General features: G+C 51.2%; 12 protein-coding genes. 11 read left to right on the top strand and 1 reads right to left on the bottom strand.

Going from position 1 to position 13,570, the window contains the following annotated elements:
- Window positions 1-19: 19 nt before the first annotated feature.
- Entirely contained in the window at window positions 20-1,270 is a 1,251-nt protein-coding gene (hisS, locus tag GA520_RS25725) for a histidine--tRNA ligase (RefSeq protein WP_163336261.1), read from the bottom strand.
- A 310-nt stretch (window positions 1,271-1,580) separates the two neighbouring features.
- On the opposite strand from hisS, the gene GA520_RS25720 reads away from it, so the two are divergent.
- From GA520_RS25720 to GA520_RS25670, 11 genes are all read left to right on the top strand, one after another.
- Window positions 1,581-2,567 carry a nitronate monooxygenase family protein gene (locus tag GA520_RS25720; RefSeq protein WP_163336260.1) on the top strand — a complete coding sequence of 329 codons (987 nt, stop codon included), beginning with the start codon at window positions 1,581-1,583 and terminating at the stop codon, window positions 2,565-2,567.
- Between the two features lie 13 nt (window positions 2,568-2,580).
- Entirely contained in the window at window positions 2,581-3,951 is a 1,371-nt protein-coding gene (locus GA520_RS25715; RefSeq protein WP_163336259.1) for a polya polymerase, read from the top strand.
- Window positions 3,952-4,314: 363 nt separating this feature from the next.
- Window positions 4,315-5,391 carry a hydrogenase small subunit gene (locus GA520_RS25710; protein WP_163336258.1) on the top strand — a complete coding sequence of 359 codons (1,077 nt, stop codon included), beginning with the start codon at window positions 4,315-4,317 and terminating at the stop codon, window positions 5,389-5,391.
- A 108-nt stretch (window positions 5,392-5,499) separates the two neighbouring features.
- On the top strand, window positions 5,500-7,200 hold the full coding sequence (locus GA520_RS25705; RefSeq protein WP_163336257.1) for a nickel-dependent hydrogenase large subunit: 1,701 nt from the start codon (window positions 5,500-5,502) through the stop codon (window positions 7,198-7,200).
- A 62-nt stretch (window positions 7,201-7,262) separates the two neighbouring features.
- A complete protein-coding gene (gene cybH, locus GA520_RS25700) occupies window positions 7,263-7,907 on the top strand; it encodes a Ni/Fe-hydrogenase, b-type cytochrome subunit (protein WP_163336256.1) in 645 nt (214 codons plus the stop codon).
- An 11-nt stretch (window positions 7,908-7,918) separates the two neighbouring features.
- Window positions 7,919-10,270, top strand: a complete 2,352-nt coding sequence (gene hypF, locus GA520_RS25695) for a carbamoyltransferase HypF (protein ID WP_163336255.1) — start codon at window positions 7,919-7,921, stop codon at window positions 10,268-10,270.
- The gene (locus tag GA520_RS25690) at window positions 10,233-10,508 is read left to right on the top strand and encodes a HypC/HybG/HupF family hydrogenase formation chaperone (protein ID WP_163336254.1); all 276 of its coding nucleotides are present in this window, start codon (window positions 10,233-10,235) and stop codon (window positions 10,506-10,508) included. Before hypF ends, GA520_RS25690 begins: the two co-directional genes overlap by 38 nt.
- Window positions 10,505-11,593 (top strand): hydrogenase formation protein HypD, encoded by a 1,089-nt coding sequence (gene hypD, locus GA520_RS25685; protein WP_163336253.1) that lies wholly within the window; start codon window positions 10,505-10,507, stop codon window positions 11,591-11,593. Before GA520_RS25690 ends, hypD begins: the two co-directional genes overlap by 4 nt.
- Window positions 11,594-11,671: 78 nt before the next feature.
- Window positions 11,672-12,685, top strand: coding sequence for a hydrogenase expression/formation protein HypE (gene hypE / locus GA520_RS25680; protein WP_163336252.1), 1,014 nt, complete (start codon window positions 11,672-11,674; stop codon window positions 12,683-12,685).
- Window positions 12,686-12,700: 15 nt separating this feature from the next.
- Complete coding sequence (locus GA520_RS25675) at window positions 12,701-13,204, top strand: HyaD/HybD family hydrogenase maturation endopeptidase (RefSeq protein WP_163336251.1); 504 nt, start codon at window positions 12,701-12,703, stop codon at window positions 13,202-13,204.
- Window positions 13,205-13,219: 15 nt separating this feature from the next.
- On the top strand, window positions 13,220-13,567 hold the full coding sequence (locus GA520_RS25670) for a hydrogenase maturation nickel metallochaperone HypA (protein WP_163336250.1): 348 nt from the start codon (window positions 13,220-13,222) through the stop codon (window positions 13,565-13,567).
- The last annotated feature ends 3 nt before the right edge of the window (window positions 13,568-13,570 follow it).

Below are 13,570 nucleotides of genomic sequence, written 5' to 3'. Positions count from 1 at the left end.
TTTACGATCGTGTCCGGGCCTAACAGTTTATGGCCTTTTTCACGGCATCAACATTCAGCTGAAGGGTCTGCTGCTCCTGGGTAGCCATATTGCGTAATATTGCTTCACCACTCTTCAGCTCTTCGTCACCGACAATAACGACAAATCCTGAACCCGCCTTGTTGGCCTGTTTCATCTGGCTCTTCAAGCTGCGCCCTTCATGATCCATGGCCACACGCAAGCCGCCTTTGCGCAATTCATGTACCAATGGGTAGCAGGCAGCTGCGGCTTCTTCACCAAGTCCGGCAACAAAAATATCGAGCTCCTGCTGATTCTGAGCCTCTTTTTTCTTGAGCTGCAGCAATAGGACCAACCGTTCGATTCCGAAAGCAAAGCCGATACCCGGAATCTTTTTGGGTCCGCCCAGTTGTTCGACCAACCCATCGTACCGACCACCGCCACCAACAGCTGACTGCGAGCCGAGGTCATTCGTGATAAACTCAAAAGTAGTACGGCAATAGTAGTCCAGACCACGAACCATAAACTTATTGAGGCTGTATTTTACCCCCAATTGTTCGAGGTTAGACCGCACACCGGTAAAATGTTCATCACATTCAGTGCAAAGATTGTCCAGAATGGAAGGAGCATCTTCCACCTGCTCACGGCAACCGGTTTTTTTGCAATCGAGTACCCGAAGGGGATTGGTGCTATACCGACGTTTACAATCATCACACAGATGATCCATACGCTCATCAAGAAAAGCAATAAGCTTGGCCCTGAAAGTCGGCCTGCATTCAGGACAACCGAGCGAATTCATCTCAAGACGTACTTCAATCCCGATATTTTCGAGCAACATTGCCGCCATGGCCATCACCTCGGCATCGACCCGCGGGTGATGGGCACCCAGTACCTCAGCATTCAACTGGTGAAACTGCCGCAACCGTCCCTTTTGTGGTCGCTCATGTCGAAACATCGGGCCAATGACAAAAAGTTTCTGGACCGGACGGTGTATGTACAGACCATGCTCGATATAGGCACGTATCAGCGAAGCGGTTGCCTCGGGCCTCATGGTTACACCCTTATCGACAAAGGAATACATCTCCTTTTCTACTATGTCAGTGGCTTCACCGATCGAACGGGCAAAAAGCTCGGTCTTTTCCAGGATGGGCATGCGGATTTCACGGAACTGAAACCGGCCAAAGACATCTCTGGCCTCGGTTTCTATCCGCCGCCAGAGCCAAACGTCTTCAGGCAATATATCCTTAAACCCATTAAGGGCCTTGAGTTTCAAATTATTTCTCCGACTATTACACTTACAATGATTATTATGATAACTGACTAGAAAAAAGTATAAAATAAAGCGCAATTTTCAATGTTTGTCAAGCATGAGCAAAATTTGCTGTAATCCCCTTGCAATAGGCCAGCAGGTGCAGAAGCCGCTTGCTGTAACTGCACCATAAACCTGCAATTACAGGCAACTCCATTGCTTGACAAAATATAGCAAGACAGGCATTATCGGATTCTGCATAATTAGTTTCCGGCCCAAAACAATAAAATTTCGGCCAGAAACTACGTAATTACTTTTTGAGGATTTAAGTTTTATGAAACTACCATCACTGAAAATCGGCAACTTTACCGCACCTTTCCCTCTTATCCAGGGTGGCATGTCCATTCGAGTTTCCACCTCGGCGCTGGCGGCACCTGTGGCCTCTTGTGGCGGTATTGGTGTAATCGGCGGCTCTGCCATCCCTGAAGAGGAACTTGAGGCCGACATCAGAAAAGCAAAATCGATGACAGACGGTATCGTTGCCGTCAACATCATGTATGCCATGAAAAACTTCACCAACATGGTGAAATGCTCAATCAAGTCCGGCGTGGACATGATTATTACCGGCGCTGGTTTCTCCAGGGATATTTTCAAGATAGGCAAGGAATACAACGTTCCCATTGTCATGATTGTCTCATCCCCGACCCTGGCCAAGTTATCAGAAAAACTCGGTGCCGCCGCCATTATTGTTGAAGCAAGCGAGGCGGGCGGGCATCTTGGAACGGACAAGCCACTTCGAGAGATCTTCCCTCCCATCCGTGACGTCGTTAAAAAAATCCCGCTCATTGCTGCCGGAGGCATCACAAACGGTTATGAAATGGCAGAAATGATGGACCAATATGGCGCCGACGGCATTCAGATTGCCTCACGTTTTGTCTTAAGCGAAGAATGCGATGTCTCAGACGAATTCAAACAGGCCTACCTCGATGCCGAAAAAGAGGATATCGTGCTCACCTCTTCTCCCGTTGGTATGCCTGGCAGGGCCATCGCCACCCCATTTGTTGCTTCCAAAAATGAAGGAGGCGACTTCAGCACCAAAAAGTGCGCCCATGCCTGCTTAAAAAAATGCGACCATCACTATTGTATAAGTGAGCGACTCATGGCCTCACGAGAGGGCAATGTGGAAGAAGGACTTGTATTTGCTGGAGCCAATACATACAAAATGAAGTCCATTTTACCGGTTGCCGAAATTTTCAAAATGTTCAAGGAGCAGGCCGAATCCGTTTACAAAGAAGGGAAAGGCTTCGCCCAGCCCGCGTAATTTGCCATACTCCATGGATAATCCAGAGGGACAAAGTACAACTTCACCTGATCCCGGTGGACCGACAGGACGGATCATTCCTCCTGAGGAACACCCTATCACCCTGGACATGATCGACCCGGACGCCCTGTTCACCTTGCGTAAGCTGAACAGGGCTGGCTTTGCTGCCTACCTGGTCGGTGGCGGAGTCAGGGACCTCTATCTTGGTAAGAAACCGAAAGATTTTGACATCAGCACAGATGCCCGTCCGGGACAAATCCGTAAACTTTTCCCGAACTCCAACACTATCGGCCGGCGGTTCCGGCTGGTCCAGGTATTCTTTAAGCACGGCAAAGTTGTAGAGGTCTCAACCCTCCGCTCCCTGAGTGAACATGATATGGACGGCCCGGAGGCTGTACTCGCACCCAACAACACCTACGGAACCCTTGATGAAGATGCCCAGCGGCGTGACCTGACGATCAACTCGCTTTTCTACGAAATTGAAAGCCAGACAATTATCGATCACGTAAATGGTGTACAGGATCTCGACGATTCTATTATCCGGGTTGTTGGAGATCCGGATAAGCGTATCAATCGCGACCCCGTTCGGATGATACGTGCTATCCGTCACAGTGCCCGCAACAATTTCACCATAGAGCCTGAGTCGTGGCAGACAATCTGTGAAAGCCACGACAAACTTCTGCTCTGCCCCCCCTCGCGACTTCGTGACGAAACACTTAAAGATATTTACTCCGGTTCTGCTGTTGCCTGGTTCGATCTGGCAGCAGATTCCGGCATTTTCCTGCAGCTTTTCCAACTGTATGAAAAAACCTTTTATGCTGCCAACCCCAATGGCCCTGGGTATCGCGAGCAACTCCGCAATATCTTCTCGGTAATTGACAGGATAAATGTACTGGCCCAGGAAAATGGCGTCTCCAGACAACCCGATTTTTTCATGTTAGCGCTTATCATGATTCCCTGGGCGGAACACCAGTACCAGATTTTTTCGACGAAGCTGAAGGGGCCGGCCCTGTACCAGGTTTCCAAACGCATACGCAGGGACCTCGATGAAAAAATAGGCCAGCAGCTGAACCTTCGCAGATCCTTGCGCCAGGACATAACCGTTCTACTCACCAACCTCTCGCAGCTGATCCATAACCGGCATAATAACAGTTGGCCGAAGTGGCTCCGCAAGAAAAGTTACTTCAAGAAGTGCGTCCTGTTCTATCACTGCTACATCGAAGCCACTGGTGGTCAACCAGTTTCAGACGACGATTTAAACGTGACGCCCAGCACGCCCAACACGCCCACGAGAAAACCCCGGGCCAATTCTTCGAACAAGCGAAACAGGCCCGCTTTTTCTTCAAAATCGAAGAGTGGTGTCTTTGGCTTCAAGAAAAAATGACATTTTTGACCAAAACGCCCAGCCGACAAGCATACCATGCCTCATCTTCTTAGTTGTTCCTAATACCATATAACAGACTGTTCACAATACGTTTTTTTCTCTGTATTCATCATTTCTTAATTCTGCCATAAAAATTACTTAACAGTTGGCTCGCGCATTTCAATTGCAATTGTGTGCGAATACTTCTATGTACTGGACTGATTGCTTCGTAGTCTTATACCCTTTCTTTTCCGTTTTTTTGATGATTCTCATCAAGGCAGACGAATGGTAAGAGAGGTTAAGCTGGTTCATCTTATTTTCCGGCATCTATGCCGGCGCAATCGCGCTTTGCGCAAAATTGTTGTACAGCAATAGGAGGTTGATATGGCAGACACGGTAAACAAAACTCTGGATCCGCGGCTTAATCGACGCGGCTTCCTCAAGGGGTGCACAATGGCAGCAGCAGCTCTGGGGCTGTCCGATGCTATGATCCCGAAAATGGTAGAGGCAGCCGCCTCTGGTGAGCGACCACGAGTTATCTGGTTGCATTTTCAGGAATGTACCGGATGTACTGAGAGTCTTCTTCGCTCATCCCACCCGGATTTGGCTCGCCTGATCCTGGACATCATTTCACTCGATTATCACGAGACGGTTATGGCCGCAGCCGGTCATCAGGCAGAGCACAACCTGCACGACACCGTCAACAATCACCCGTTTATCCTGGTAGTGGAAGGCGCAATCCCGACCAAGGAAAACGGTATTTACTGTCAGATCGCAGGTAAACCTGCAATGGAAATTCTTGCCGAGGTCGCACCAAAGGCTTCTGCTATCATCGCCATCGGCACCTGTGCCACCTTCGGTGGTGTTCAGGCAGCAGCCCCGAACCCAACTGGCGCGGTAGGTGTATGGGATCTGGTTAAAGACAAGCCGATCGTCAATATCCCCGGCTGTCCGCCAAATCCGGTTTCCTTCCTCGGAACCATCCTCCATTACCTCACCTTCAAGAAACTACCGAAGCTGGACAAATTGAATCGTCCGACATTTGCCTATGGTCGCAGAATTCATGATCATTGTGAGCGTCGCGCCCACTTCGACGAAGGTCGCTTTGTCGAGCAGTTCGGTGATGAAGCCCACAAGCAGGGTTACTGTCTCTACAAGGTTGGCTGTAAAGGACCTGAAACCTTCTCAAACTGTCCTGCCGTTCGCTTCAACGACGTCGGCGTATGGCCTGTATCCGTCGGTCACGGTTGTATCGGCTGTACCGAACCCGATTTCTGGGATACCATGACTCCGTTCTACGAGAGATTGCCGAACGTGAAGATTCCTGGTACCGGCATCATCGAAGACGCAGATAATATCGGCAAGAAAGTTCTTGGCGTTACTGCCGCAGCGATTGGTGTACACGCAGCGGTTGGCGTCGGTAAACGTTTGATCAAAGGTAAAGGCGACAGCCACGAATAGTCCGGTTACGGTCAATCCGGTCCATTTCGATTATGTAATTCATACCGGTTCCGTCAGAGAAAGAATCAGAGGCATCCGGTATTTAAAATTTTTTTGGAGGTTTGAATAATGGCTCAGCGAATTACCATTGATCCGGTAACCAGGATCGAGGGTCACTTGAGAATAGATGTAGAGGTTGACGGTGGCGAGGTCACTAAGGCCTGGTCTTCCGGCCAGATGTATCGTGGTCTGGAAAATATCCTCAAAGGTCGTGATCCACGCGATGCGTGGCTTTTTGTCCAGCGTATCTGCGGTGTTTGTACCACCGTACACGCGCTTGCTTCCGTTCGTTCGGTTGAAAACGCACTGGGACTCGAGATTCCCTTAAATGCCCAGCTCGTCAGGAATATGGTCCAGTCCATTCACTGTCTGCATGACCATATCGTTCACTTCTATGCGCTTTCCGCTCTTGACTGGGTAGATGTTGTTTCCGCTCTCGATGCTGACCCGGTTGCGACCGCACGTCTTGCCGACAGTCTTTCTGATTGGCATGGAAACAGCCCGAAACGGTTTGCAGCGGTAAAAGAGAAGGTCAAAGGCCTGGTTGCCAGTGGCCAGCTCGGACCGTTCGCCAACGCCTATTGGGGCCACGCCGCAATGAAATTGCCACCTGAGGCAAACCTGATGGCGGTATCCCATTACCTGGAGGCCTTGGATTATCAGCGTAAGGCAACCCAGGCGCTTGCGATCATCGGCGGTAAAAACCCGCACGTCCAGAACCTGTCTGTCGGTGGTGTAACCACCAACCTCTTCTCTGAAAATGAAACAGCTGTAACCATGGAGCGTCTCTACTATATCAAGCAACTGGTAGAGGAAGTACGCGACTTCATCAAGATGGTATACATGGTAGACGTTGTTGCAGTAGGCGCACTCTACAAAGACTGGCTGCCGTACGGACCTGGTGTTCTGAATTACCTGGCCGCCCCGGATATGTTCCTCGACGCCAAGGCCACCAAGGCAGACCTGCCCGGCGGTACCGTTTTCGACGGAGACCTCTCGACTGTGAAGCCGATAGAGGGACTGAACAATCAGTACTTCAAAGAGAATGTCGAGGAATCGGTTGCCAAGGCATGGTACGAAGGTGACTGGTCCAAGCATCCGTGGGAGGAGTCCACAGATCCGAAGTATACCGAGTTTGAGGATGACGGCAAGTACACCTGGCTCAAAGCCCCTCGCTTCCAGGGCAAGCCTATGCAGGTTGGTCCCCTGGCCCAGATGGTTGTCGGCTATGCCCAGGGTCACGAGCGAACAGTCAAGTCTGTCGACTCTTTCCTCTCAAGCGTCAGCTCTGTTGCTGGTGTTCAGGTCGGTCCTGAGATCCTGCACGGAACCATCGGACGTCACGCGGCCCGGGCAGTACGCGCCGGCATGATGGCCGATCTTTGCCTTGAGCATTGGGACAGGCTGGTTAACAACCTGGCCACCGGAGATTACGAGATCTTCAATGCACCGGTGTTCCCGAAAGGTGAGCAACGTGGTGTTGGTGTCCACGAGGCACCTCGTGGTCTGCTGTCGCACTGGATCGTTATCCAGGATGGTAAGATCAAGAATTACCAGTGTGTCGTGCCTTCCACCTGGAATGCGGGCCCACGTGACGCCGACGGCCAGCTTGGACCATACGAAGCATCCCTGATGGGCAACCCGATTGCTGATCCGGAGAGGCCGCTTGAGGTTCTGCGTACTATCCACTCTTTCGATCCATGTATTGCCTGTGCGGTTCACATGCTTGATCCGGAAGGTAAGGAAATGGTAAAAGTAAAAGCTCTGTAATCACAGTACTTTTATGACAAGAAACCATTCTTTTCCGGATTAAACCGTAGGAGGTTAAGACAATGGCAACATATGTAAAGAAGCAAAGCTGGTCCATACTGTTCCGGCTCTTTCACTGGATGTATGCCCTGTCTATTGTGATGCTGGTTACCACCGGGTTTTATATCAACGGCCCGTGGACCAATACCATGATAGAAGGCAGCGCCAGTTTTCCAATGGCAACAATGCGTTTTATGCACTTTGTCGCCGGCTATGTATTTGCGAGTGCAATTATTATCCGTGCCTTTCTCTACATTTTCGGCAACAAGCAGGAACGTATCTGGGATATCCTGCCGATCACCCCACGTAACATCAAGAATCTGTTCGGCACTATTCTTCGTTATGCCTACATCACAGAAGAACATGAGACCCGTCTCGGCCACAATGTCCTGGCCGGACTGACCTACGTGTTCACTTTTATCATCGCGATCCTCATGATCATCAGCGGTTTCTTCATGCTGTTCCCCGAAGCCCCCTTCTGGGAAGGCTGGGGTCTTGCCCTTTTCGGCAGCCAGCAGATGGGACGCTACATCCATCACCTGTTGATGTGGTGGTTCATGATGTTCGCCATCATTCACGTATATCTCTGTATCTGGAATGACGTGAAGGAACCTGAAGGAATTATCTCCTCTATTTTTACGGGTGACAAATTCCTGCATAAGGAATAGCAGTAAGAAGCATGAAGGATCCAAAAGGGTTCGAAATCCTCATCCGCGGCACTGTCCAGGGTGTAGGGTTTCGGCCCTTTGTCTACAATCTGGCCTCTCGCCTTGAGATAAACGGCACGGTGACGAACACCAGTGACGGGGTTGTTGTACATGCCCACGCTCCAGGCGACAGGCTTTCTGCATTTGTGGAGGCGCTGGAGGCTGAGGCCCCTCCCCTTTCCCGAATCGTCTCACTTGAGCACCATGAAATCAGTGAACCAAGTGACGTCAGCGGTTTTACAATACTTGCAAGCAAAACCGGTGACACAGCCTGTACCGCCATCCCACCAGACATCGCACTCTGCAGTGACTGTCTGGCCGAGATGCTCGACCCAAAAGATCATCGCCACCACTACCCGTTTATAAATTGCACCAACTGCGGACCTCGATTTTCCATTGTGGAATCGATTCCCTATGACCGGCCCAAGACCTCTATGAAGGTCTTTCCCATGTGTGGTGTCTGCGATGAGCAGTATCACGATCCTACCGACAGGAGATTTCACGCCCAGCCCAACGCCTGTGGTGATTGTGGACCTCAATTGAGTTTTCATGACAATAAAGGCCAGCTACTGCCAACCGACTCACCACTCACCGAAACCAGCAAAGCACTGGCAGCCGACAAGATCCTGGCCATCCGCGGCCTGGGTGGATTTCATTTGACGGTAAACGGCTATTCGCATCAGGTTGTGCAAACCTTGCGCCAAAGAAAAGGTCGTCCAGACAAGCCACTTGCGGTCATGATGGCCAACCTGGAAGTTGTTAAACAGCACTGCCACATCAGTGAAGAGGAAAAACAACTCCTTCAATCCACGGCGCAACCAATCGTACTCCTGCACAAGAAAGATACTTTCTCCCTTGCCGACAACCTCGCACCTCAAATTGATGAGCTCGGCGTCATGCTGCCCTATACGCCCTTTCACCACTTGCTCTTTCAACAACCCGGATGCCCGGATGCACTGGTGATGACGTCAGGTAATGTTAGCGGTGCCCCTATTTGCACAGCCAATGACGATGCCATCCAGCGTCTTGGAAAAATCGCCGACAATTTTCTGCTGCATAACCGGGATATCGTAACCCGGATCGATGACTCCGTGGCCCGGGTCACCAACAGCAGGCAACAGATTTATCGCCGAGCCCGGGGCTATGTTCCGGCACCGGTTGAGATCCCCTGGAAACTTCCGCAAGTTATCGGCTGTGGCGGCGGACTCAAGTCCACCTTTTGTCTCGGTCGCGAAAACAGTGCTTTTTTGAGTCAACACATAGGCGACTTGTTCAATCTGGAATCCTATGATTTTTACCTAGAATCAATAGAGCACCTGCAGAACGTTTTTCAGATTGAACCAGAGATCGCCGTTTGCGACCAGCATCCTGATTACCTCAGCAGCCACTATGCTTCTGAACTCGATATCCCGCTCTACCGTGTCCAGCATCATCACGCCCATGCCGTCACAGTCATGGCCGAGCATGGTATCTCAGGCCCCGTGCTTGGCGTTATTATGGACGGAACAGGGTATGGACCCGACAAGACAATCTGGGGCGGTGAGATTCTTCTTGCCGATCTCACCAGCTATAAACGTCTCGCCCACCTTCAGCAGTTGCGCCTGCCCGGTGGAGACGCCGCCGCGGCACAGCCCTGGCGCATGGGGCTTTCGGCACTCTATAGTGCCTTCGATGGTCCCTGCCCGGACGAACTGCTGCCACAATCACTTGACCGGATACCACTTGAAAAAAGGAAGGTCATCCATACCATGCTGGACAATGGTTTCAACACCCCGCTCTCCTCAAGTTGCGGCAGGTTATTCGATGCCGCCGCCTCGATATTAGGAGTACGGCAAGATATCAGTTACGAGGGCCAGGCAGCCATCGAACTGGAATCATTGGCAAGACGGTCGATGACATCGACCTGGCACCACCAGATCGAAGACTTTTGCGGCCGCAGCGAGCCTTTCCAATTGGGCAAAGAGGGCGGAAAAATAGAGATTTGTTCCGCAGAATTTGTTAAACTGCTAGCTGCTGCTGTGCAAACAGGCACATCGCCTGAAGAGGCTGCCATGATGTTCCATTTCATGCTGATCGGCAACCTCGTAGACGTGGTACGACACCTTGCTGAATCCACCGGAGTCAGGCAAGTTGTGCTGGCAGGCGGCTGCATGCAGAATAGCCTGCTGCTGGAGGGGTTATTCCATGCATTACCACCACATAACATTGAAGTATATACCGGGGAAACACTGCCGATTAACGATGGCGGAATCTCCCTCGGTCAGACAATAACAGGAGGTCTGCAACATGTGTCTCGCAATTCCCATGAAGGTTACCAAGGTTGAAGGTGATCCGGACGATTTTACCACCAGCCAGATTGCGACCGTCGACGCCGACGGCATCAGTAAAGAAGTCCGACTCGATATCGTCGACCACTGGCCCAATGTCGGTGACTATGTCATCATCCATGCCGGTTTCGCCATCCACTCCCTGGTCGAAGAAGAAGCAAAGAAAAACCTGGCCTTACTCAAACAGCTCGCAGACACCATGCCTGAGGAACTGCTGAGGACCGATATTATATGAAGCACCTCGACGAATATCGAGACCTTGAGCTGGTCAAACCGCTGGTAGAGGAACTGCAGCAGGTTGTCACTAAACCGCTGAGAGTGATGGAGGTTTGCGGCTCGCATACCATGGCCATTTTTCGCAATGGACTGCGCACTATCCTGCCCAAAGGCATGGAGCTTGTCTCCGGCCCCGGCTGCCCTGTCTGCGTCACCTCTGCTCCGCACATGGACGCCTTTATCGCCATGGCCGACCAGCCTGGTGTACGGGTCGCAATATTCGGGGACCTTTTCAGGGTGCCGGGCTCAAATGGCTCACTGGCCAACGCCAGTTCACGTGGTGCCAAGGTCGATATCGTCTATTCTGCCATGGACGCCCTTGACCTCGCCAAGAGAAACCCGGACGAGCTTGTCGTCTTTCTTGGAGTCGGTTTTGAGACAACAACCCCGACCATTGCCGCAACGATCATGGCGGCCAAGGTGCAGGGTATTGAGAACTTTGTGGTGTTTTCCACCCAGAAAACCATGCCACCGCCGCTGATCGCCCTGCTTGATGATCCTGAACTCAAGATAGACGGGCTGCTCTGCCCGGGTCATGTGTCCTCAATTATCGGGGCCAAGGCGTATGAACCGCTTGCCACGAAATATGGTCTGGCCTGCGTCGTTGCCGGTTTTGAGACTGCCGATCTGGTCAAGGGGTTGATTATGCTGGCCAGACAGGTTGCAAACAACGACATTAAGGTTGAAAATATTTACCCCCGTGTCGTTACCTGGGAAGGAAATGCCCGAGCATGTCAGATGGTTGAAGAGATTTTTGAGCCAGCAGATATGGAATGGCGCGGCTTAGGTGTGATACCCGGCAGTGGTCTGAAAATTCGTGATAAATACAGCCAATTCGACGCCCAGGTTCGACTGGATATCGTCCTTCCGGAAGTGGAAGAGGCCAAGGGCTGCATGTGTGGACAAATTTTAAAAGGCATTGCCACCCCTAATGAATGCCCGCTCTTTAACAAACGTTGTTCTCCTGCCAACCCGATTGGTCCCTGTATGGTTTCAAGCGAAGGAACATGTGCCGCCTACCATAAATACGGTCAGGATGACTAGCCGGGGTCAGGCTTAAGCCTGACCCCACAAACCGCTTAAATATTTTTGATATTTTGTGAAAGTGAGACGTGAGAAATAATGGCTGAAAAAACAATTCTTCTTGACCATGGCAGCGGCGGTCTTGCCAGCCAGGAACTGATCGGCAACCTGTTCCTGAAATATCTGGACAACCCGACACTGCACAGCCTTGAAGACAGTGCAATCATTGAGAACCAGAAAGGAAATCTTGCCTTTACCACTGACTCCTATGTTGTTGATCCGCTCTTTTTCCCAGGCGGTGATATCGGTAAACTCGCCGTTCATGGTACCATAAACGACCTTGCCATGCGTGGTGCCAAACCACTTTGCCTCAGCCTTGGCCTCATTCTCGAGGAAGGCTTGCCGTTTGACGATCTGGAACGTATTATCCAGTCGATCAGTGAGGCTTGCAAGGAAGCCGATGTACCTGTCGTCACCGGTGACACCAAGGTAGTTCCCAAAGGCAAAGGTGACAAGATATTCATCAATACTTCCGGAATCGGTGTGGTCGATACAGATGTGGTGATATCCTCCGCTAAAGCGGAAGAAGGTGACGCCATCCTGCTTTCAGGAACACTTGGAGACCACGGTATTACTATTATGACCCGCAGGGCTGGAGTTGCCCTGGAAGGTGATCTTAAGAGCGACACCCGCTCCCTCCACAGACTGGTAGCCAAGCTTCTCCAAGAAATACCCGGGGCAGTGCATACCCTGCGTGACCCAACCCGTGGAGGTGTGGCCACTTCACTCAATGAGATTGCTGCCAGCAGCGGGCTTTCCATCGAATTGCGTGATGAGGATTTACCCATCCGCCCCTCGGTACGCGCTGCCTGTGAGATGCTTGGGCTGGAACCGATGTATCTGGCCAACGAAGGCAAATGCCTTGCCGTCGTTGCTGCGGATAAAGCGGAACAGGCTCTTGAAATCATGCGCTCGACATCCGAAGGTGCCGAGGCGGTCATCATAGGCAGAGTGACGGCCGGAAAAGCAGGCCGGGTCACAATCAACACCCCCGTTGGTGGATCACGCGTGGTCACCCCGCTTCATGGCGAGCCACTTCCAAGAATTTGTTAAAAAAAACATCATATCATGACAACTGAAAAGAAGAAAATTGGCATCGCCGGTATCGGCAACCTTCTGCTCCGCGATGAAGGGTTCGGAGTACACGTCGTCCAGTACCTGCAAAACAACTATGATTTCCCTGATAACGTTGATATCCAGGATGTAGGGACAGCAGGTATCTACATGGCACCGTTTCTCGAAACCTGCGACCCGGTACTCGTTATCGATGTCGTGGATATTGAGGGTGAGCCAGGTTCATTTCATTTCTACGCCCTCGACGATGTCCGTGCCGGTGCTTTCCAGACCAAAATGTCGCCCCACCAACTCGGCTTGCTTGAGATTCTTGAAGTCTGTAAGTTGCGCGGTGAATCGCCCAACGAGGTCGAATTTTACACCATCATACCCAAGGAACTTACTGAATCGATAGAACTTTCTGATATTGCCGCAAACCGCATGGTTGAGGTCGCCGACATGATCCTGAAGCGACTTACAGATCTTGGGGTCGAAGTGACCAAAAAGGATGTAAACTAGGAGCCCGGATCAGTCATGCATGAAATGTCTCTGGTCCAGGGCTTGATCCAGCAGCTCAACGACCTTGCAATTGAAAACAAGATGACCAAGGTCATCAAGATAACAATGGAGATCGGACCGCTCTCCGGTGTGGTTGTCGATTCCTTCACCTTTGGTTTCGAGGCTCTTTCGCCGCAGGATCCATTACTCAAAGATGCCAAGCTGATCATTGAGGTACCCCCGGTAACCTACAACTGCCCAACCTGCAAACACGAGTTTAAAACAACTGGGGACCGCCCCGATCAGTGTGAAAAATGCCAGGAGGTCTTCCTCGTCCCATCCGGCGGAGATGACCTGATTTTAAAACAGGTCGAGATGGAATAACAT

The sequence above is a fragment of the Desulfopila sp. IMCC35008 genome (assembly GCF_010646885.2).
In the GTDB taxonomy this organism is placed as follows: domain Bacteria; phylum Desulfobacterota; class Desulfobulbia; order Desulfobulbales; family Desulfocapsaceae; genus Desulfopila.
This window is presented reverse-complemented; position numbering and strand designations above follow the sequence as displayed.